Annotated in this window: 16 protein-coding genes and 2 pseudogenes; 10 read left to right on the plus strand and 8 right to left on the minus strand. The window is 74.5% G+C overall.

Translation table 11 applies throughout. The annotated features are described in order from the left end of the window. Positions 1 to 82: 82 nt before the first annotated feature. Positions 83 to 1,264: a DUF4192 domain-containing protein gene (locus tag EV376_RS04870; protein ID WP_130320952.1), complete on the minus strand. Its 1,182-nt coding sequence runs from the start codon at positions 1,262 to 1,264 to the stop codon at positions 83 to 85. Positions 1,265 to 1,425: 161 nt separating this feature from the next. On the opposite strand from EV376_RS04870, the gene EV376_RS04875 reads away from it, so the two are divergent. The 5 genes from EV376_RS04875 to EV376_RS04895 all read left to right on the plus strand — a co-directional run bounded on the left by EV376_RS04875 (position 1,426) and on the right by EV376_RS04895 (position 8,103). Continuing rightward, the gene (locus tag EV376_RS04875) at positions 1,426 to 2,340 is read left to right on the plus strand and encodes a fructosamine kinase family protein (protein WP_130320953.1); all 915 of its coding nucleotides are present in this window, start codon (positions 1,426 to 1,428) and stop codon (positions 2,338 to 2,340) included. Further along, positions 2,337 to 3,350 carry a GTP 3',8-cyclase MoaA gene (gene moaA / locus EV376_RS04880; RefSeq protein ID WP_130320954.1) on the plus strand — a complete coding sequence of 338 codons (1,014 nt, stop codon included), beginning with the start codon at positions 2,337 to 2,339 and terminating at the stop codon, positions 3,348 to 3,350. Before EV376_RS04875 ends, moaA begins: the two co-directional genes overlap by 4 nt. 2 nt (positions 3,351 to 3,352) lie before the next feature. After that, positions 3,353 to 3,601: a MoaD/ThiS family protein gene (locus tag EV376_RS04885; protein ID WP_130320955.1), complete on the plus strand. Its 249-nt coding sequence runs from the start codon at positions 3,353 to 3,355 to the stop codon at positions 3,599 to 3,601. Positions 3,602 to 3,614: 13 nt separating this feature from the next. Then, positions 3,615 to 4,856, plus strand: coding sequence for a metallophosphoesterase (locus EV376_RS04890; RefSeq protein ID WP_130320956.1), 1,242 nt, complete (start codon positions 3,615 to 3,617; stop codon positions 4,854 to 4,856). 61 nt (positions 4,857 to 4,917) lie between these two features. Next, positions 4,918 to 8,103, plus strand: a complete 3,186-nt coding sequence (locus EV376_RS04895) for a UvrD-helicase domain-containing protein (protein WP_130320957.1) — start codon at positions 4,918 to 4,920, stop codon at positions 8,101 to 8,103. A 54-nt stretch (positions 8,104 to 8,157) separates the two neighbouring features. Here the strand turns inward: EV376_RS04895 and EV376_RS04900 are convergent, their stop codons facing one another. Beyond that, positions 8,158 to 9,120, minus strand: a complete 963-nt coding sequence (locus EV376_RS04900) for an EamA family transporter (RefSeq protein ID WP_130320958.1) — start codon at positions 9,118 to 9,120, stop codon at positions 8,158 to 8,160. 361 nt (positions 9,121 to 9,481) lie between these two features. Between EV376_RS04900 and EV376_RS30715 the strand changes: the two are divergent. From EV376_RS30715 to EV376_RS04920, 3 genes and pseudogenes are all read left to right on the plus strand, one after another. Next, positions 9,482 to 9,976 (plus strand): annotated as a pseudogene (locus EV376_RS30715) (LppU/SCO3897 family protein); the annotation flags it as partial. A 747-nt stretch (positions 9,977 to 10,723) separates the two neighbouring features. Continuing rightward, on the plus strand, positions 10,724 to 11,128 hold the full coding sequence (locus EV376_RS04915; RefSeq protein WP_130328524.1) for an LppU/SCO3897 family protein: 405 nt from the start codon (positions 10,724 to 10,726) through the stop codon (positions 11,126 to 11,128). Between the two features lie 140 nt (positions 11,129 to 11,268). Next, complete coding sequence (locus EV376_RS04920) at positions 11,269 to 12,510, plus strand: ATP-binding protein (protein WP_130320960.1); 1,242 nt, start codon at positions 11,269 to 11,271, stop codon at positions 12,508 to 12,510. A gap of 53 nt (positions 12,511 to 12,563) precedes the next feature. On the opposite strand, the gene EV376_RS04925 is transcribed toward EV376_RS04920, so the two are convergent. After that, positions 12,564 to 13,244, minus strand: coding sequence for a GNAT family N-acetyltransferase (locus EV376_RS04925; protein ID WP_130320961.1), 681 nt, complete (start codon positions 13,242 to 13,244; stop codon positions 12,564 to 12,566). On the opposite strand from EV376_RS04925, the gene EV376_RS04930 reads away from it, so the two are divergent. Both EV376_RS04930 and EV376_RS04935 read left to right on the plus strand, forming a co-directional pair. After that, on the plus strand, positions 13,243 to 13,788 hold the full coding sequence (locus tag EV376_RS04930; protein WP_130320962.1) for a DoxX family protein: 546 nt from the start codon (positions 13,243 to 13,245) through the stop codon (positions 13,786 to 13,788). The genes EV376_RS04925 and EV376_RS04930 overlap by 2 nt on opposite strands. A 215-nt stretch (positions 13,789 to 14,003) precedes the next feature. Beyond that, entirely contained in the window at positions 14,004 to 15,437 is a 1,434-nt protein-coding gene (locus EV376_RS04935) for a glycosyltransferase 87 family protein (protein WP_130320963.1), read from the plus strand. A 58-nt stretch (positions 15,438 to 15,495) separates the two neighbouring features. On the opposite strand, the gene EV376_RS04940 is transcribed toward EV376_RS04935, so the two are convergent. From EV376_RS04940 to EV376_RS04960, 5 genes and pseudogenes are all read right to left on the minus strand, one after another. Next, entirely contained in the window at positions 15,496 to 15,924 is a 429-nt protein-coding gene (locus EV376_RS04940; RefSeq protein ID WP_130320964.1) for a molybdopterin synthase catalytic subunit, read from the minus strand. Beyond that, positions 15,921 to 17,180: a molybdopterin molybdotransferase MoeA gene (locus tag EV376_RS04945; RefSeq protein ID WP_130320965.1), complete on the minus strand. Its 1,260-nt coding sequence runs from the start codon at positions 17,178 to 17,180 to the stop codon at positions 15,921 to 15,923. The genes EV376_RS04940 and EV376_RS04945 overlap by 4 nt, the downstream gene beginning before the upstream one ends. Positions 17,181 to 17,251: 71 nt before the next feature. Beyond that, positions 17,252 to 17,724, minus strand: a pseudogene (locus EV376_RS04950) (MogA/MoaB family molybdenum cofactor biosynthesis protein). Next, positions 17,721 to 18,212 (minus strand): cyclic pyranopterin monophosphate synthase MoaC, encoded by a 492-nt coding sequence (gene moaC, locus EV376_RS04955; protein ID WP_130320966.1) that lies wholly within the window; start codon positions 18,210 to 18,212, stop codon positions 17,721 to 17,723. The pseudogene EV376_RS04950 and the gene moaC overlap by 4 nt, the downstream one beginning before the upstream one ends. Before the next feature lie 275 nt (positions 18,213 to 18,487). Next, a complete protein-coding gene (locus tag EV376_RS04960) occupies positions 18,488 to 21,583 on the minus strand; it encodes a BTAD domain-containing putative transcriptional regulator (protein WP_165437954.1) in 3,096 nt (1,031 codons plus the stop codon). Positions 21,584 to 21,598 lie beyond the last annotated feature (15 nt).

The raw sequence follows: 21,598 nt of genomic DNA on the forward strand, positions 1-21,598 counted from the left end.
TTAGTATGCCGCGACGACCGGCTGCGCGGTCGGCCCCGCGAAAGCCCGCTGTCCGAGCTCCCAGCCCGGCGTCGGCTGGCGGTCAGCGATTGCCACGGCGACTCCTCCCCGGACGGCCCGGGACGCCGGGCAGCCGTACCGCCGGCCAGCCGTCCAGGCCTGCCGGCGGTACGCCACGCCGGAGCAGATCGTCCAGGAGCAGGGCGAGCGAGTACCCGGGGTGCACGGTGAGCACCCGCTCCAGTGCCACCGCGGCCAGTGCGCCGTGCCCCGCCCGCCAGGCCGTGAAGGCGAGCAGTGAGCCCGGGGCGGCGATGAACTCCGGCTCGGCTCGGCGCAGGACGTCGGTCCAGAGGGCGATGTCGGCCTCCCGCCCGTCGGTGCGTTCCCACGCGTGGTCCCGCACGGTCAGGTCGGTGAGCAGCAGGCTCAGCCACGCCACCTCGTCGTCGTCCAGCCGCTCCCCCGTCCGGTGCCGGCGCAGGGCGAGACGTACCGCCGCCCGGCCGGCCGCCCGTACCGCGCGCCCCCCGAGCAGATCCGCCGCCGGGGCGGCCTCGACGAGCTCGCCGCGCCGGCGCAGCGCCCGCTCGGTGGCCAGCCGCAACCCGGCCCGCTCGGCGCCCTGCACCGGCGCCACCTGCGCGACCAGGGCATCCCGGTCGGGCAGGGCGACCTGCCCGGCGAAGACGGCGGCGGCCGTCACCTCGCTCGACCGGGCGTCGTACGGCGTGCCGTCGGGCGGGCAGCACTCCGGCTCGTCGCAGAGGTACGACCAGTAGCGCCCGTCGGTGACCCGCAGGGCGTCGAGCACCGGGATCCCCGCCTCGGCGAGGGCCGCGCGGACCGCGTCGACGGCCGGGGTGACCCGGGTCGCCGGCCCGTAGCCGAGCACGGTCGCGCGGTCGGCGAACTGTCGTGCCACCACCGCCGCGACGTGCCGCGCCGCCTCGGCGGGCTCGGCCACCCGGGCGGCGCCGGCCGGCCGGCCCGGATCGGCGGTGCCGGCGGCGGCGCCGGAGGAGTCGGAGGAGTCGGCGGTGGCGGCGGAGCCGGCGGTGGCGGCGGAGCCGGCGGTGGCGGCCGGACGGCCCGGACCCGCCAGGTCCGGAAGGTCGGTACGGGCGGCGAAGGTGACCCGCTTGCCGTGCATGGCCACCACGACGACGCTGTCGGCGGGGTGGAACCCGAGCAGGTACGGCACGGCGGCGATCAGGTCGCCGGGAGACCGGACGGAGAGTCGAGGGATGTCGGTCGAGGTCATGCCGGCAGCCTGCGCCGCGCCGGCACCCGCTGTCCGCCCCTGTGGACGACACGCGGTCCATCCACAGATGCGCAGAGTAACTGTGCAGCTCGGAGCGATTCAGCGGGGTCCAGGTCTCGGCACGGCCCCATCTCGTCGCAGCCACGCGCTACCGTCCCGACATGGATCTGGCGTACCTGCGGGCCCACCCGGAGCACCTGCCGACCTTCCTGACCCATCAGCGGATCCGGGAGACCCCGGTCTCCGGCGGCGACATCTGCGCCGCGTCGCGCCTCACGCTCGACGACGGGCATTCGATCTTCGCCAAGACCTGGCCCGAGCACGCCGCCCGGCGACGACCGGAGCACTTCTTCGCCACCGAGGCGGCCGGGCTGCGCTGGCTGCGGGAGGCGGGCGCGGTCGCCGTGCCGGAGGTGATCGTGGCGCTGCCCGACCTGCTGGCGCTGGAGTGGATCGACCCGGGCGAGCCCGGCCCGGCGGCGGCCGAACGGTTCGGTCGGGAGCTGGCCGCCCTGCACCGGGCCGGCGCGCCCGCCTTCGGTGCCGACTGGCCGGGGTTCATCGGCGCGCTACCGGCGGACAACACGCCCGACGAGGGCCCCTGGTCCCGCTGGTTCGCCGAGCGCCGGATCCTTCCATACCTGCGGATGTCGGTCGACAGCGGCGCGCTCGGTCCGCCGGAGCGCGACCTGGTCGAGCAGGTGCTCGCCCGGATCACCGAGCTGGGGGGCGACGAGCCCCCGGCCCGGGTCCACGGCGACCTGTGGCCGGGCAACCTGCTGTGGGGTGCCGACGACCGGGTCTGGCTGGTCGACCCGGCCGCGCACGGCGGCCACCGGGAGACCGACCTCGCGCAGCTCGCGCTCTTCGGTGGCGCACCGCACCTGGACCGGATCCTGGGCGCCTACGCGGAGACCTGGCCGCTGGCGGACGGCTGGCGGGACCGGTTCCCCCTGCACCAGCTCCACCTGATGCTGGTGCACACCGCACTGTTCGGCGCGGCTTACCGGGATGCGGTCGCTCACACCGCCCGGGCCGCGCTGACCGGGCCCGATCGCGCTACGGTCGACTCGTGAACGCCGCCCGACCGACCGACGGCGTCCTCGTCGACCGGTACGGCCGTGTCGCCCGGGACCTGCGAGTCTCCCTGACCGACAAGTGCAACCTGCGCTGCACGTACTGCATGCCGGCCGAAGGGCTGCCGTGGCTCGCCGGGCCGCAGTTGCTCGACGACGACGAGGTGATCCGGCTGATCCGGGTCGCGGTGACCCGGCTCGGGGTGACCGAGGTGCGGTTCACCGGCGGCGAGCCGTTGATCCGGCCGGGCCTGGTCGGCATCGTCGCGGCGGTGGCGGCGATGGAGCCACGGCCGCGCATCTCGCTGACCACCAACGGCATCGGCCTGGACCGGCTGGCACCGACCCTGCGCGCCGCCGGCCTGGACCGGGTGAACGTCTCGCTCGACACGCTGGACCGGGAGCGGTTCAGCCGGCTGGCCCGGCGGGACCGGCTGGACGCCGTGCTCGCCGGGCTGGCCGGTGCGGCGGCGGCCGGGCTCACCCCGGTCAAGGTCAACGCCGTGCTGATGCGGGGCGTCAACGACGACGAGGCCCCGGCGCTGCTCCGCTTCGCCCTCGACCACGGCTACGAGCTGCGGTTCATCGAGCAGATGCCGCTGGACGCCCAGCACGGCTGGGACCGGGCGACCATGGTCACCGCCGACGAGATCCTCGCTTCGCTGCGGTCCGCCTACGATCTGACCTCCGACCCGGCCGAGCGCGGGGCGGCACCGGCCGAGACCTGGCTGGTCGACGGCGGCCCGGCCCGGGTCGGCGTGATCGCCACCGTGACCCGTCCCTTCTGCGGCGACTGCGACCGCACCCGGCTCACCGCCGACGGCCAGGTCCGCAATTGCCTGTTCGCCACGGAGGAGTCCGACCTGCGCGGCGCCCTGCGCGCCGGAGCGGACGACGACGAGCTGGCCCGACGCTGGCGTGCCGCGACCTGGAGCAAACGGGCCGGTCATGGCATCGACGACCCGACCTTCCTGCAACCCACCCGGCCGATGTCCGCGATCGGAGGTTGATCGTGCCGACCGTCACCGTCCGCTACTTCGCCGGGGCGCGGGCCGCCGCCGGCCGCACCGAGGAGATCGCCTCCGCCGGCCGGTCGCTCGACGAACTGCTGGCGGAACTCGCGGACCGGCACGGCGAGCGGCTCGCCACCGTGCTCCGCGCGGCGAGTTTCCTGATCGACGGCGTGACCTGTCATGATCGGCGGGCACCCCTGCCGGCGGGGGCCACGATCGACGTCCTGCCGCCCTTCGCTGGCGGCTGAGGGAGGCTCCACCTTGTTGGCGGTTCTGGGGTTCGTCGCCACCCTGGCCCTGATCACCGGTCTGATCCACCTCTACCTCTGGAAGCGGCTCGTGCGCGACACGACCACGCCGGGGCGCTGGCGGCGGGTCGGCAGCCTCACCGCACTGGCGCTCGCGCTGCTCGTCCCGGCGACCATGGTCGGCACCCGGGCCGGGGCATACTGGCTCGCCTGGCCGGGTTACCTCTGGCTCGCGATCATGTTCTACCTGCTGGTGCTGCTGGCGGCGATGGAGATCCCGATGCTGGTGGCCAGGCTGGTGCTGCGCCGCCGGGTGTCCGCCGCCGAACCCACCGCCGCCGCCCCCGAGCCGGCCCTGGTGGGTGCCGCCGGGCCCGCCGACCCGCCGGCCGCCGCCGCGGTCGGGCAACCGGACCACGACCCGTCGCGCCGGTTGCTGTTGGCGCGCGGGGCCGCGATCTTCGCCGGGCTCACCGCCACCGGCATCACCGGGTACGGCGTGCGTACCGCCCTCGGCCCGCCCCAGTTGGACCGGGTGCAGATCCCGATCGCCAAGCTGCCCCGCAGCATGGACGGCCTGCGGATCGCCACGGTCTCCGACATCCACCTCGGTCCGCTGCGCGGCCGCGCGCACACCGAGCAGATCGTCGCCGCCATCAACCGGCTGGACGCCGACATCGTCGCGATCGTCGGTGACATGGTCGACGGCTCGGTCGCTGAGCTGGGCGAGGCGGCCGCACCGCTGCGCGGCCTGCGCTCCCGGCACGGCAGCTACTTCGTCACCGGCAACCACGAGTACTACTCCGGGGTTGACGAGTGGGTCCGGGAGGTGGACCGCCTCGGCCTGCGGGTGCTCCAGAACCAGCGGGTGGAGATCGCCGCCCGGGGCGGCGTGCTCGACCTGGCCGGGGTCAACGACGCCGGCGCCGACGGCACCGGGGTGGCCGCACCGGACTACGCCGCCGCGCTCGGTGACCGGGACCTGAGCCGACCGGTGGTGCTCCTCGCCCACCAGCCGGTCGCCGCCTTCGAGGCCGCGAAGTTCGGCGTGGACCTGCAGCTGTCCGGTCACACCCACGGCGGCCAGATCGTGCCCTTCAACTACCTGGTGCGGCTTGAGCAGCCGGTGGTGTCCGGGCTGGGCGAGGTGAACGGCACCAAGGTGTACGTGACCAACGGCGCCGGGTTCTGGGGCCCCCCGGTGCGGGTCGGCGCCGAGCCGCAGATCACCCTCGTCGAGCTGCGTTCGACATAGCGCAGCTCACCTGAGCGCGTGGCGGCGGGCGTACGACGCGGGCGGCGTGGCAGGATGCGGCGTGCCTCCGATCAGTGCCGCACCCCCCGGTGGCCGTCCGCCCTTCGTCGCGGACCTGCACATCCACTCCAAGTACTCGCGCGCGTGCAGCCGCGATCTCACCCTGCCGAACCTGGGCTGGTGGGCCCGGCGCAAGGGCGTCGCCCTGCTCGGCACCGGCGACTTCACCCACCCGGCCTGGTACGACCACCTCCGGGAGACCCTGCACCCGGCCGAGCCGGGCCTGTACCGGCTGAGCCCGGAGACCGAGCGGGACATCGCCCGGCGGTTGCCACCGCGACTCGCCGACGAGGCGGAGACCGCCCCGGTGCGCTTCATGCTCAGCGTCGAGATCTCCACGATCTACAAGCGCGACGACCGTACCCGCAAGGTGCACCACCTGATCTACCTGCCGGACCTGGACGCGGTGGCCCGGTTCAACGCCGCCCTCGGGCGGATCGGCAACCTGGGCTCGGACGGCCGGCCGATCCTCGGCCTCGACTCCCGCGACCTGCTGGAGATCACCCTGGAGGCGAGCCCGGACGGGTACCTGGTGCCGGCACACATCTGGACGCCATGGTTCTCCGCGCTCGGCTCCAAGTCCGGCTTCGACGCGATCGCCGACTGCTACGCCGACCTGGCCGACCACGTCTTCGCCGTGGAGACCGGCCTCTCCTCCGACCCGGAGATGAACTGGCGGGTCGGCAGCCTCGACCGCTACCGGCTCGTGTCGAACTCCGACGCCCACTCCCCGCCGGCCCTGGCCCGCGAGGCGACCGTCTTCACCTCGGCACGGGACTACTTCGCCGTACGCGAGGCGCTGCGCACCGGCGACGGCCTGGCCGGGACCATCGAGTTCTTCCCGGAGGAGGGGAAGTACCACGCGGACGGCCACCGGCTGTGCGGCGTCAACTGGGCGCCGGAGCAGACCCGGGCGGCCGGCGGGCGCTGTCCGGAGTGCGGCAAACCACTGACCGTCGGCGTCCTCAGCCGGGTGGCGGAGCTGGCCGACCGTCCCGTGGGGCACCGGCCGCCGCACGCCCGCGCGGTCACCCACCTGGTGCCCCTGGCCGAGATCCTCGGTGAGATCAACAAGGTGGGCGCGCGGTCGAAGCGGGTCGAGGGCAGACTCAACGACCTGATCTCCGCGCTCGGCCCCGAGCTGGAGATCCTCACCCGTACGCCGCTGGACGAGATCGGGCGGGTCGGCGGCGAGCTGCTGGCCGAGGGCATCGGGCGGCTGCGCCGCGGCGAGGTCCGCCGGGTGCCGGGCTACGACGGCGAGTACGGCGTCATCACCCTCTTCGACCCGTCCGAACTGGGCGGCGGCGGCGCATCGGCGGCCCAGGAGACGCTGTTCGACGTACCGGTGCCGGCGCAGCGCCGGCCCGCGGAGCCGGCGGCGAAGCCGAAGGCCCGCCGCCCGGTGGCGAAGCCGGAGCCGAAGCGGACCGCTCCGCCCCCGCCCCCGATCGCGCCCCGACCCTCGCCGCACGAGCCGTTCGAGCCGATGCTGTCCGGGATGGAGGAGGTCGGCACCGGCCTGCTCGACCGGTTGGACGCGATGCAGCGGGTGGCCGCCTCCGCACCGGGCGGGCCGCTGCTGATCGTGGCCGGACCGGGCACCGGCAAGACGCGGACGTTGACCCACCGGATCGCGTACCTCTGCGCGGAGCTGAACGTCTTCCCGGAGCAGTGTCTGGCGATCACCTTCACCCGGCGGGCCGCCGAGGAGCTGCGGCACCGTCTCGACGGGCTGCTCGGGCCGGTCGCCGAGGACGTCACCGTCGGCACGTTCCACTCGGTGGGTCTGCAGATCCTGCGGGAGAACGCCGAGGCAGCCGGCCTACCGGCGGATTTCCGGATCGCCGACGACGCGGACCGGGCGGCCGCCCGGGTGGAGGCCGCCGACGACCACGACACCTACCTCGCGCTGCTGCGCAAGCAGGACCTGGTCGACCTGGACGAGCTGCTCACCCTTCCGCTGGCGCTGCTGCGCGCGGACCGGAAGCTGGCCCAGGCCTACCGGGACCGGTGGCGGTGGATCTTCGTGGACGAGTACCAGGACGTCGACGAGGTGCAGTACGAGCTGCTGCGGCTGCTCAGCCCCGCGGACGGGAACCTGTGCGCGATCGGCGACCCGGATCAGGCGATCTACTCGTTCCGGGGGGCCGACGTCGGATACTTCCTGCGCTTCTCGCGGGACTTCACCGACGCCCGGCTGGTGCGGCTCAACCGCAACTACCGCTCGTCCGCGCCGATCCTGGCCGCCGCCGTACAGGCGATCGCACCGTCGTCGCTGGTCCGGGGCCGGCGGCTGGACCCGGCCCGGTTGGACCCGGAGGCACCCCTGGTCGGCCGGTACGCCGCCACGTCCGTCACCGACGAGGCCGACTTCGTCGTCCGTACCGTCGACGAGCTGGTCGGTGGCCTGTCCCACCGCTCGCTGGACTCGGGCCGGATCGACGGTCGCTCGACCACGCTCTCGTTCTCCGACATCGCGGTGCTCTACCGCACCGACTCCCAGGCGGCACCGATCGTCGACGCGCTCACCCGGGCGAACATCCCGGTGCAGAAACGGTCGCACGACCGGCTGCGGGACCGGCCCGGGGTGGCCGCCATCGCCCGCGAGTTGCGGCACGCCAGCGGCCTCGGCGGGGGCCTGGCGGCCCGGGTCCGGCTCGCCGGGCAGGTGGTCGCGGAGCGGTTCGCCACGCCGACCCTGGACGGGTCGGGCGCGGTCCGGCCGGCGGACGTACGGGTGGCGGTGGACCTGCTCACCCCGCTCGCCCGGCGGTGCGGCGACGACCTGGAGCTGTTCCTGTCCCAGCTCGCCACCGGCGCCGAGGTCGACGCGCTCGATCCGCGCGCCGAGGCCGTCACGCTGCTCACCCTGCACGCCGCCAAGGGACTGGAGTTCCCGGTGGTCTTCCTGGTCGGCGCGGAGGACGGGCTGCTGCCGCTGCGCTGGCCCGGGACGGAGCCCGACGACGAAGCGGTCGCCGAGGAGCGGCGGCTCTTCTTCGTCGGCCTCACCCGGGCCCAGGACCGCCTGTATGTCAGCCACGCCGCCCGGCGGGTCCGCCAGGGCACCGAACGCGACTGCCGCCCGTCGCCGTTCCTCGACACGATCGACCCCGGCCTCTTCGAACGCCTCGGCGAGGCCGAACCCCGCCGCCCCAGGGACCGCCAGCTCCGCCTGATCTGAACGGAAGCGCCCCTCGTTGCCGCCGGGCGTCGCCCCCAGGACGCCTCCGACCGGTCAGCGTCGGGCTGGGCGTTCCGTGGTCACCACCAGGGCGACGCCGGCGACGATCACCGCGCCGCCCAGGACGACCTGGGCGGTGACGGGCTCGGCGACGAGCAGCGCGCCGAGCGCCACGGCCACCACCGGGTTGACGTACGCGTAGGTGGCGACCAGCGAGATCGGCGCGTGGTGCAGCAGCCACACGTACGCGGTGAAGGCGACGAGCGAGCCGAACACCATCAGGTACGCCAGCGCCCACCACGACCGGGCCGTGACCGCTCCCGGGTCGAAGCCGCTCAGCTCACCGCGCCCCACGGCGAGCACGGCGAGCACGGCCGCGCCGGCGAACATCTCGTACACGGTCGCTACGAACGGGTCGGCGGGCATCGGCAGCCGGCCGGCCAGGAACGAGCCGATCGACCAGCTGGTCGCCCCCACGACGACGGTCAGCGCGCCGACCAGCGGCACCGCGCCCACCTCACCGGTGGGCAGCACCAGCAGGACCAGACCGACGAAGCCCAGCGTCACCCCGCCGAACGTCAGGATCCGCGGCCGGTCACCGGTGGCGGAGCGGAGCAGCACCACGAGCAGGGGCACGGTCGCCACCAGCAACGCGGCGATCCCGGACGGCACGGCCACCCCGGGCGGGCCGGACTCGGCGAGCACGACGAGACCGTTGCCACCGGCCAGCAGGAGCGCACCGACCAGCGCGGCGGATCGCAGCTGACGCCGGTCCACCCGCAGGGCGCCGGGCCCCCGGCGTACCCGCAGCACGGCCGCGAGGACCAGCCCGGCGACGGCGAACCGGCCGGCCGCCGAGGCCAGCGGCGGCAGCGACTCGACGGCGATCCGGATGCCCAGGTAGGTCGAGCCCCACAGGACGTACACCAGGAGCAGCGCCGTCCAGACGAGAGCCGGCGTGGCGGCGCGGGCGGCGGCGCCGGTGACGGGTGTCGCACTTGGCGTGGGTGAGCTCATCGCAGCGTCACGCTACGGTGGCGTGGGCGTCGGCGTCCCCCGAAGGTGGCCGGCCTCTCACCCCCGCCGCAGGAGGGCGCGCATGGCGAACTACGGACCACCGGACGGCACCACCGGCGAGCCGTGGCGGAGCCGCCGACCGGAGGACACCTACGGCCGGCCCGACCGCGGGTGGCGGGACGCGGCGCGGGGCCCGGGCTCCGGCGAGCAGCCCGGCTACGGCGACCGGCCGCGCTACGACGCCCCGCACGCCGGGGGGTACGACCGGACCGGGTACGGCGACTCCCCGCGTTACGACTCCCCGGGGTACGCCCCGGAGTCGTACCACCCGGCGTACCAGCCGTGGAGCGGCCCGGGCGGTCCCGGGGATCCCGGCGGCGACCCGGCCCCGCCCCGCCGGCCGTCCCGCGGCCGGGGCCGGGGCCCGCTGATCGCGGTGCTCGCCGCTGTCGTGGTGCTGGCGCTCGGCGGCGGGGCGGCGGCCGTCTGGCTGCTCGGGCGGCCCGGAGACGCGCCGGCCGCGGCGCCGACGGCCGCGGCCGGCGGGCCGACCGCCCCGGCCGACGAGGGCAGCCCGGTACCGAGCGTCGCCGCGCCCGAGTCCTCGGCCGACCCGCGTTTCGTCAAGGTCGGCCAGTGCGTCCGGAACAACGGTCCGGCCGGCGGGAAGCCGGCGCTGCTGATCAGCGAGTGCGCCCCGAAGTCGTACCAGGTGCTGCACCGCGTGGACGGCCCGACCACCGGCGAGAAGGATGCCGCGGCGAAGTGCGCCGAGGTCGACGGCTACACCAACTGGTACTTCTTCGACAGCGAGCTGGACACCCTCGACTTCGTGCTCTGCTTGAAGCAGCGCTGAGCCACCGCACCCCTGGGAAGAGAGATGACGACCTACGGACCAGCCGGCCCGCCGGACGACCCTACGCCGCCACCGTCCGGTGCTCCGGGCGTGCCACCGCCCGAGGACCGCCCGGAGCCGCCGACCGTCCCGCACTGGAACGCGGCCCGGCCCGAGGACGAGGCGACCGTCCAGCAGCCCGCCCAGCCGGCGAGCGAGCCGACCGTCCAGCAGCCCACTCCGCCCGCCGGTGAGCACACCGTCCCGCACCCGGTCCAGCCGGGCGAGCAGCCCACCGTGCGGCAGCCCGTCCAGGCCGACACCGAGCCGACCATGCGGCAGGCTGCGCAGGCCGGGTCCGAGCCGACGGTCCCGCAGTGGGGACAGCCGGTCGCGGATCCGATCCGCTCGGAGTGGAGCCCTCCGGCGGCCGGCGTGGACCCGACCCTGCCGCAGTGGGGCGCGCCCCCGGCCGGCACGGCATCGGCGGCGTGGGGTCCGCCCGCCACGCCGCCGACCTCGGGCGCGGGCCAGCCGGCCGGCGGTTTCCCGCCGCCCACCGGCGGTGGCCACCCCCACCCGACATCCGGCGCCGGCCAGCCCCCGTCGTCGGGAGCACCGGGTGGCTATCCGCCGCCCGGCCCGTTCCCTCCGGCCGGGCCGACGCCGCTCCCACCCGGTCCGCCGCCGGGTGGCCAGTGGGGTGTCCCCGGCGGGTACGCTGCGCCGCCCACACCGCCCAGGAAGGGTGGCGGCGGAAAGATCGCGCTGATCATCGGGCTGGTGGTGGTCCTCCTGCTCTGCCCCTGCCTGGGCCTGGCCGGCTGGGCGGTGTGGCAGGCCGCGAGCGACGACTCCCCGTCGGTCTCGATTCCGGAGACGACCTCGGTGCCCGTCCCGCCGAGCGGGCCCCCGGCGCCGACCGCCGAGCCCAGCCCGACCGGGGCCGAGGACTTCCGGCGTGGCGACTGCGTGGTCAACGACGGCACCGACGACGACGCCGAGCTGCGCAAGGTGCCGTGCGGCCCGAACACCTACGAGGTGCTGCTGCGGATCCCGGCGTCGACCGACGGCGACCGCTGCCAGGTCCTGGCGCCGGAGGCGACCGCGAACTACGTGCACGACAACTCGGTGAACCTGCTCGACTACGTGCTCTGCCTGAAGGAGCGCTGATTGCCGAAACTAGGGCTGTCTAGCGTGAGTGCTAGACAGCCCTAGTTTTGGATCGAGACCCGAACGAATCGCCGACACGCCGGTAGCCCCATCTACGGATATCTAGCCCGGCCGCTAGACGGCCCGATACTCTCCGATTCGTGGATCCGGTCCGCAACCCCTACGCCCCCGGCGCTGGACAGCGCCCGCCCGAGCTGGCCGGGCGGGGACGCGAGCTGGACGTCTTCGACATCGTGCTGGAACGCATCGCGCGCGGCCGGCCCGAACGCAGCCTGATGCTCACCGGCCTCCGCGGGGTGGGCAAGACCGTCCTGCTCAACACGTTGCGGTCGCAGGCCATCAACCGGCTCTGGGGCAGCGGCAAGATCGAGGCCCGGCCGGACCAGTCGCTGCGCCGCCCGGTCGCCGCCGCCCTGCACATGGCGGTGCGCGAACTGGCGCCCCGGCACCGCGCCCCGGACCGGATCGACGCCTTCCTCGGCGTCCTGAAGGCCTTCGCGCAGCGCTCGGCGCCAGCCGGGCGGGGCGGCGCCGCCCCCAGACTGCGGGACCGGTGGCAACCGGGCATCGACGTTCCGGCCGCGAGCGGACGGGCCGACTCCGGTGACATCGAGATCGACCTGGTGGAGCTGCTCTCCGACGCCGCCGGGGTGGCCGCCGACGTCGGCACCGGCATCGCGATCTTCATCGACGAGATGCAGGACCTCGGCGCCGAGGATGTCTCCGCCCTCTGCGCCGCCTGCCACGAGCTGTCCCAGCTGGGCGCCCCGCTGATCGTGGTCGGCGCCGGCCTGCCGCACCTGCCGGCCGTGCTCAGTGCCGCCAAGTCGTACTCCGAGCGGCTCTTCCGCTACCAGCGCATCGACCGGCTCGACCGGATCGCCGCCGACCAGGCGCTCTGCGCGCCGGCCGAGCGCGAGGAGGTCGAGTACGAGCAGAAGGCGCTCGACCTGCTCTACGAGAAGTCCGGGGGCTACCCCTACTTCGTCCAGGCGTACGGCAAGGCGACCTGGGACCACGCTCCGCGTTCCCCGATCACCGCCGCCGACGTGCGGGTGGCGGCGCCCGAGGCGGAGGCCGAACTGGCGGTGGGCTTCTTCGGCTCCCGGTTCGAGCGGGCGACCCCGGCCGAGCGCGAGTACATGCGGGCCATGGCCACGCTCTCCCTGGTCGACGGCGACGCGGACGGCGGTGGCCGGGACGACATGGACGCCGCCGTGCCGACCGCCGAGATCGCCCGTGCCCTGGGCCGCAAGCCCGCCAGCCTCTCCCCGGCCCGTGACGCCCTGATCAAGAAGGGCCTCATCTATTCCGGCGAGCGCGGCACGGTCGCCTTCACCGTCCCCCACTTCGGCCGCTACCTGCGGACCCAACCGGCGTGATCCCGCCGCCCCACCCCGCGCGAGGTGCGGGCCGGGGATGGAGCCGAGCGGGGTCAGACCTTGGACCAGGGGGGTGGGAAGAGGACCTCGCCCTGCGGGGGCGGGCCGTCGCCGCTGGTCGCCGGGGGCAGCACCAGGGCCTGCCACGGCTCGCCCAGGCCGGACCAGGGGCTGGTGAGGCCCATCCGGTCGGCGCGGTCGAAGCCGAACCGCCGGTAGTAGGCCGGATCGCCGAGCACCACGACGAGCCGCTCGCCCAGTTCGGTGGCCGCGTCCAGGGCGGCCTGCACGACCGCCGTACCCAACCCGATGCGCTGCCGGTGCGGAGCGACCGCCACCGGGCCGAGGGCGAGCGCCGGCGCAGCACCCCGCTCGGAGCGCACCCGTACGCGGGTGAGCAGCGCGTAGCCGACGACCTCGCCCCCGTACTCGGCCACCATGGCGAGCTCCGGCAACCAGGCCTCGGTGCCGCGCAGCTCGTCGACGAGACCGACCTCCGGCGGGGTGGTCACGTCGGGGCGGGCGAAGGCGGCCGCCAGCACGCGACGGACCGCGCCGCTGTCGGCCGGGTCCTCCGGCCGGAGGCGCAGTGTCGTCACGCCGGGGACGTTACCCCTCGACCGGGGTCCATCCGCGACGGTCGCTGGAATCGGCGTGGCGGAAGTCCACGCCGACCGATCCGGATCGGCGGTTGCCGGGGTAGCGACGGGCGGTACGGGGTATGACTGAGCCATGACACCCGTACGCTCCCTCGCCCGCGCCATGCTGAGCGGCATCTTCGTGGTCAGTGGGGCCCGTAACTTCGCCAACCCGGACCGGCTCGTCGCTGCCGCCAAGCCGGTGACCGATCGGGTGACGCCCCTGCTGGAGCGGACCCACCCCCGCATTCCCACCGACACCGAGACGCTGATCCGCGCCAACGCCGCCGTGCAGCTCGGCGCCGGCCTGATGCTCGCCACCGGGCGGTTCACCCGACCGGCGGCGCTGATCCTGGCCGGCACCCTGGTGCCCACCACCGTGGCCGGGCATCCCTTCTGGACCAACCAGGACCCGGCCCAACGCAACAACAACCAGATCCACTTCCTGAAGAACCTCGGCCTCTTCGGCGGCCTCCTGCTCGCCGCCGCCGACACCGAGGGGAAGCCGGGCCTGCGCTGGCGGGCCGGTCACCGGATCGGCCACTCCCGACGCTCCGTGCAGCGAGCTGTCCGTACCGCCCGCCGGGAGGCGCGGATCGCCGTACGATCGGCAGCGACGGCTCGACGCCTTCCCGGCTGACCTGCGTCGATCCTCCCCTCCGTCGGCTTCCATCCGGGTCAACGCCGCGAATTCGGCGAACCACCCGCTAGGCGTTAACGCGGTGGAAATGTCAAAAACTTGTGTGGGATCGGACACGGTCGCATAACGCGGGAGGCACTGACGTGAGGGACCGTTCTAGGCTCCCTACCGGACCTGGACGGCTAGGACGACCTTGGTACGGGGGTGGCCACGCGATGCCGACGACCGTCGGTAGACGGGTGGACCGCCTCGCCCCGGTCCGTCGCGTTGCGCGCGGCATCGACCGCAGGATCGTCGTACGGGCCGGCGTCGTGGCCGCTGTCGCCTACGCCGCCTGGCTCGCCATCGGCGCGTTCGGGCGGCCGTACAACTTCTTCGACATGAAGATCTACCACGGCGCGGTCGTGTGGTGGGCGAGCGGCCACGAGTTGTACGAGTTCATCTCCCCCGGCACCACCCTGGGTTTCACCTACCCCCCCTTCGCGGGGCTGGTCATGCTCCCGATGGCACACCTCCCGGTCGGCCTCGCCGGCCTGGTGAACGCGGCCGCGAGCATCGCCGCGCTGGCCGTCGTCCTGGCCGGGCTGCTGCGCCCGGTCGTGGACCGGCTCGGCTGGCCGCTTTGGTACACGGTGGCGATCGCCACGCCGCTCGCCGTCGCCCTCGAACCGGGCCGGGAGACCCTCGGCTACGGCCAGGTCAACCTGCTTCTCTTCGCACTGGTCATGGCCGACCTGATCGGCCTGCGCTGGCAGGCCCGCCGGGGCACCCACATGGCGCCCACGGACGGCCTGCTGCTGCGGTTCGTCTACAGCGGCGCCTGGGCCGGCGTGGGCATCGGTCTCGCCACCGCGGTGAAGCTGACCCCCGCTCTCTTCATCGTCTACCTGATGATCACCCGCCAGTGGCGGGCGGCGGCCACCGCCGTCGGCACGGTGGTGGCCGTGACGATCGGCTCGTTCGCCGTGGTCGGCCCAGAGTCGCGGGCGTACTTCGGCGGGGTGCTCTGGCAGACCGAGCGGGTCGGCGCGGCGGACATGACGCCCAACCAGTCGCTCGCTGGCCTGCTGGCCCGCCTCTACGACTCGATCGAGACGCCCGGGCTGTTGTGGTTCGCGTTCGCGATCCTGATCCTCGCGCTCGGCCTGTCCCGGGCCGCCAACGCCCGGGCCGACGGCGACGAGCTGACCGCGTTCACGCTGGTCGGGCTCACCACGAACGTGGTCAGCCCGATCTCCTGGACGCACCATCTCGTCTGGGTGATCCCGGCGATCATGGTGCTGGCCGACGCCGCGGTACGCCGCCGGGAAGCCAGCCGCGGGCTCATCGCCCGGGCCGGGCTGGGTGGCCTGCCGGGGGTCAACGGTCTGCGCTACCCGATCTGGTACCCGGCGCTGACCGGGCTCCGCCACGGCGTCGCCGCCGTGGTTCTCTACCTGCTGTTCCTGATCTCCCCGATCTGGCCGTACGAGCACCAGCTCCCCGAGGTGTCGCACTATTACGACGGCCTCTTCGGCGCCCTGATGGAGAACTCGCTGGCCCTGGCGCTGATCGTGCTGGTCGCCGCGCTGCCGTGGCGGCCGGGCGCGGAACCGGCCTTCTACGGTGAGCGGGCGGGCCGGGCGATTGCGCAGGCCAACCGGCGCTGACCGCCGGCCCGCCAGCGCGTGCACCTGGCGGCGGGCCGACCGCCGGCCGGGCCGGAGGTCAGGGGCAGTTCACCCACTCCTCGGTGCCGTCGGCGAACACCTGCCGCTTCCAGATCGGCAGCCGCGCCTTCACCTCGTCGACCAGTCGGGCACAGGCGGCGAACGCGGCGGCCCGGTGGGCGGTGCTGACGGCCGCCACGAGGGCCGCGTCGCCGATCTCCAGCGGCCCGATCCGGTGCGAGACGGCCACCGCGTACACCTCGGGGTCGGCGGCGATCTCCGCGGCGACCTCGCGCAGCACCCGCTCGGCGCTCGGGTGGCCCTCGTACTCCAGGCTGACCACCGCGCGGCCGTGGTCGTGGTCGCGGACCACCCCCTGGAACGACACGACCGCACCGGCCCGCCGGTCCGCCACCGCCGCCTCGTGCGCGGCCAGGTCCAGTGGGCGCTCGGTCACCTCGCCGAACGCGATGGCCGGAGCGGTCACGACGCACGCTCCCCGGGCAGCAGCGGCAGCGGGACGACGGGCACCCGGTCGCCGGGCTGGCCGGCCGTGCCGGGCCGGATCACCGCGAACCCGTCCGCGCCCGCCAGCCCGCGCAGCATGGCCGACCCGACGTGCCGCAGCGGGTGGGCGGTGCCGGCGGCGCGGTCCAGCCGGACCAGGGCGAGGTGCGTGTGGTCGCCGCGACCGGGAACCGGCTCGGCGAGCGTGGCGTGCGGCAGCACCGGCATCGGACGGCCGGCGAGACCCGCCAGCAGCGGGGCGACCAGCGACACCAGGGCGACCACCGCGGACTGCGGGTTGCCCGGCAGGCCGGCGACGAACCGCACCCGGCCGTCCGGGTCGACCAGCCGGGCCAGCAGCATCGGGAAACCGGGTCGGACGGCGACCGTGTTGACCACGTACTCCGCCCCCAGCTCCCGCAGCGCCGGGTGCAGGTGGTCGACCGGGCCGTGCATGGTGCCGCCCGTCGTGCACACCAGGTCGGCGTCGGTGAGCGCCCCCCGCAGTGCGGCCACGTGCGCGGGGAGGGTGTCGGCCACCGGCCCCACCACGTCGGCAGGCCGCACCACGCACCCGTACCGGCGCAGCCAGCCCGGCACCACCGGGCCGAGGGCGTCCCGCACCCGGCCGGCGCCGGGTGGCCCGGCCGTCAGCAGCTCGTCGCCGAAGACCCGCAGCGCCGCGCGCGGCTGCCGCCGCACGCGCAGGCTGTCGTGACCGCAGGAAGCGGCCAGGCCGATCACCGCCGGATCCACGGGAGTGCCGGTGGGGAGCAGAACCTCCCCGGCGTGCGCCTCCTCGCCCGGCTCGCGCCACTCCGGCACCGGCCGCGGGGTGCCCGCCACCAGCCCGTCGGGGGTGCGGCTCGACTCCTCGACGCGCAGCACGGCGGTGGTGCCGGCCGGGACCATCGCGCCGGTGGCGATCTCGACGGTCGTGCCGTCCTCGGCCAGCGGTGCCGGGGTGCCGCCGGCCAGGACCCGGCCCACCGGCCGCCACGGACCGGTGCCGCGCACCGCCCAGCCGTCCACGCTGGAGGTGGGGAACGCCGGCAGCGGCGTGCGGGTCGTCAGCGGCTCGGCCAGGGTGTGCCCGTCGATCTCGGCGAGCGGCCGGTCGACCACGGGCAACGCGGCGGCCAGGCCGACCTCGTACACCCGGGCGCGGGCCTCCGCCCACCCCGCCGAACGGGACGCGGCGACCGGCTCGGCGGCCGATGCGGTTTCCGTGCTCACCCGACGAGCCTATCGGGGCGGTCCGACGAACGCCGCCCGCCTGCGTGCCGGCCTGGCCCGACGGGTGCGATTCAGTGGTCGCCGCCCCGGATCTGGTCGACGGCGTGGGCGAGGATCGGACCCAGCACGGCCAGCCCGTCCCGGGCGCCCCCGGTGGACCCGGGCAGGTTGACCACCAGCGTCCGGCCCAGGACCCCGGCCACCCCCGGGACAGCACCGCGGTCGGCACCCGGTCCCGGCTGTACGCGCGGATCGCCTCCGCGATGCCCGGGATCTCGTGGTCGAGCAGTGCCCGGGTCACCTCCGGGGTGCGATCCGACGGGTTGATGCCGGTGCCGCCGCTGGTCACCACGACGTCCACCCCCTCGGCCGCGGCGGCGCGCAGCGCCGCGCCGACCGGCTCGCCGTCGGGCACCACGATCACCGGCTCGTCCACCGCGCAGCCCAGCTCCCGCAGCCCGGCGGCGAGCAGGGGACCGCTGGTGTCCGCGTACACGCCGGCGGCGGCCCGGTTCGACGCCACGACCACCCGCGCCCGGATCACGGCCGGTCCTCGGGCCGCACCCACTCGCCGGTCTTGCCGCCCTCCTTGCGCAGCACCCGGACCGCCTCCAGCGACGCCGCCGGGTCCACCGCCTTCACCATGTCCACCAGGGCCAGGCCGGCGACCGCCACCGCGGTGAGCGCCTCCATCTCGACGCCGGTGCGGTCGGCCGTGCGGGCCGTCGCGGTGATCTCGACGGTTTCGTCGGTCAACGTCAGGTCGACCGTCACCCCGTGCAGGGCGATCGGATGGCAGAGCGGAATCAGGTCGGGGGTGCGCTTCGCACCCATGATCCCGGCGAGCCGGCCGACGGCGAGCGCGTCGCCCTTCGGCAGCCCGTCGCTCCGCAGCAGGTCGACGACCTCGCGGGTGGTCCGGAGCCGCCCGGCGGCGACGGCCAGCCGGCCGGTCACCGGCTTGGCGGAGACGTCGACCATGCGGGCGGCCCCGGCCGGGTCGACGTGGGTGAGCTGCGCGGAATCCGTCACGAGCGCGAGCCTAGCCGCCCGGTGGGACGGCCGGTGCTCGGCGGCGTGGCGGAGGAGCGGCGGCGACCCTCCGGTGCCGGGATGCGATCGGCCCGGTCCACTGCGACGCCGCCCCTCCGCGTTGGCCCGCCGCAGAGGAAGCTGGGGGATCCCCCGGCGGCGGGCGCCTCGGCGCTCGAGGTTCTGCCATGAGTCAGAACCTCCCCCGTTCGGCCGGACCAGTCGAAGTTAGTGGTAGCCGCGATAAGAAATCGATAAGCGGGTGTTTCCTCAGCTCAGGAGGCATCGTCGGTGCGCTGGGCGGCGTCGCCTCGACGGCCGTCGTCGATGTCGGCGAGACGGTGCTCGACCTCGGCGCGCTCGGGCACACCCATCCGCCGGAAGATCGCCAACGCGCGCTCCCAGCACCGGCGGGCCTCGGCCACGTCCGTCGCCACGGCGTGCTCGGCGAGGCCCGCCAACGCCCGCCCCTGCTCGTACGGGTGGGCGATGCGGGTCGCGATGCGGAGCGCCGCCTGATGCAGTTCGACGGCCCGCTCGGTCCGCCCCATCCTGGTCAGGGTCAACGCCAGGTCGTTGAGCACCGCGGCCTCCACGTGTCGCTCGCCGGAGTCCACAGCCAGCTTGGCGGCGAGTTCGTGCTGCTCGACGGCCTCGTCGAGGCGGCCCAGGTGCCGCAGCGCCACGCCCATGTCGTTGCGCACCTCCGGCTCGGCGTACCGGTGGCCGGTCCGTTCCCGCAGCGCCAAGGCGGCGGACATCAGCCGGATCCCCTCGGCGTGCCGCCCCATCCGGCTCTTGACCGAACCGATGTGGCCGAGAGCGTTGAGCAGGTGGAAGTAGTTGTTGTTCAGCCGGCCATGGAAGAGATGGGTGCGATGCATCCGCAACGCCTCGTCATACCGGCCGAGCGACGTCAGCGCGAGACCGATGTTCGGCAGAAAGCTCGGCACCTCGTCGCTCTCGAGGTAGCGGCGGGCACGCAGGCCCCGGTGGCCCACCTCGACGGCCTTGGCCAGGTCGCCGCGTATCCAGTAGACCGCGACCATGTTCGCCCGATAGCGGTCGGTGCTCGGGCGATCGCCGAGATCCTCGGCGATCGACACCGCGGCGGCGAGGTGCTCGAGGCAGGACCCGTACTCCGACATCCGCAGGTAGGCGGAGGCCAGATAGTTGTGCATCATCGCCGTCGCCCGCTTGTCGCCGAGTGCGCGTGCGGCCGCCAGACCGTGCGTGTGGATGTTGATGATGTCGTCGAAGTAGGCGCGGATGTAGAGGAAACGCCACAGCACCCGGGCCAGGCGCCAGGTCTGCTCCCGCAGGCCGCGTTCGTGGGCCGCCGCGACGAGCGACACGAGATTGCCGCGCTCCGACTCCAGCCATTCCGTGCCGGCCGGTTGCGGCGACTCGACGAGGTCGGGCCTGCGCGGTGCGCCCAGTGCGACCTGGCTCCGGAGGAACCTGGGCTCCACCGTCAACGCCGCACGGAGTGCGGTGTGAAGCACGAAGTCGAGCAGATCCGACAGGGCGCCGGCCCGTTGCCGGGGCGGGTGATCGCGTTGCGCCAGTTCGTGGGAGTACTGGCGGATGAGGTCGTGCATCCGGTAACGCCGGGCTGTTGTCTCCTCCACCAGGTGGAGGTCGACCAGTTCGTCCAGCGCGAGTTCCGCGGTTTCCGCCGGCAGGCCGGCCAGCGCAGCCGCCATCGGCAGCGTCAGGTCGTCGCCCGGATGCAGACTGAGCAGCCGGAACAGCCGTTTCGCGGACGGTTCGAGGAGCTCGTACGACGTGGCGAAGGCGCCCGCCACCGACCGGTCCTTCGCGGTCAGATGACTGAGTCGACCAGCGCTGTCCTCCAGCAGCTGCGCCAGGTGCGACACCCGCCACGCCGGGCGGTTCGCCAGCCGCGACCCGGCGAGCCGGATGGCCAGCGGGAGGTGCCCGCACCGCCGGACGACGGTCGCGGCGGCCTCGGCCTGCCCCGCCATCCGGGTCGCGCCGGCGGTCGCTTCCAGCAGCGCCAGCCCTTCCTCGGTGCTGAGGACCGGCAGCGAGTGCGGCGGGCCGGCGTCCAGACCGACAAGTCGACGACGGGACGTGACGATCACCAGCGTCCCGGGCTTCACCGGCAGGAGCGGGGCGACCTGATCGGCGCTGGCGGCGTTGTCGAGCACCACGACGCTGCGCCGGCCGGCGAGTTCTCGACGCCACAGATCGCCGCGCCGGGCCCGGTCGGTCGGAATCCGTCCGGCCGGCACGCCGAGCTGCCGAAGCAGGACACCGAGCGCGGCGGCGGGGTCGATCGCGCCCGGACCTTCGTGCCCACGCAGGTCGATGAAGAGAGCGGCGTCCGGGTAGCGCGGCGCGAGCAGCCGGGCCACGTGGACCGCCGTCGTGGTCTTGCCGCTGCCGGCCATCCCGTCGATGACGTGCACGGGGGACGTGTGCCCCTCGAGCCGCCGCGTCTCGGCCAACAGCAGGCTGACCGTCTCGCCGCGCCCGATGAACTGCGGCACGGGTCGCGGCAACCAGTCGAGCGCGCCGTCGGGGGGCCGTCCGCCCGCCCCGCCGGCCAGATCCGCCGGGCCCGGCACACCATCGGCTCCGGGGACCCTCCGGCCGGCTCCGGACAGGTCGCGTAGCAGTCGTCGGACCCGTTGCAGTTCCGCACCCGGCCCGACACCCAGTTGCTCCTCGAGCACGGTACGGGCAGCCTCGTACGCCTCGAGGGCCGCCGCCCGGTCACCCCGCAGGTGCAGGGCCCGGACCAGCAGCGCCTGGGCGGTTTCCCGGAGCGGGTGCGACGCCACCAGGTCCCGCAACAACGGGATGGCCGTCCCGGGATGACCCCGGCGCATCCGGACCTCGGCGAGGAGTTCCGTGGCCAGGATCCGCTCCTCCTCGGCGGCCGCCACCCGGGCGGACAGCAGCGGTCCGAGTGGTACGCCGGCGAGCATCGGGCCGGTCCAGCGGCTCAGTGCCCGCTCCAACAGCGCCTCGGCCTGTTGGTGTGCGCTTCTGGCGATGCTGCGGCGGGCGTCCGCACACTCGTCCGCGAATCGGAAGAGATCGAACGCCGCCGGCCGGAGGGCCAGTCGGTAGCCGCCGCCTTCCCGCACCAGCAGTCCCCGCCCGGACTGGTGCGCCTCGAAGGTACGTCTGAGGTTCGCGGCGTAGGTCCGCACGTTCGCGACCGCGGACCGTGGCGGCTTCGTCGGCCACAGCTCGTCCACCAACCGGTCGACCGTGATCACCCGGTCGGCCTCCATGGCCAGGACCGCCAGAACCTGCCGCTGTTTAGGCGTGCCGAGGGCGAGGGGACCGTGCCCGGGCGTCCGCACCTCGAGAGGGCCGAGAAGACGTATCCGCACCTCATTCCCCCGCTC

This window comes from Micromonospora sp. CNZ295, assembly GCF_004217535.1.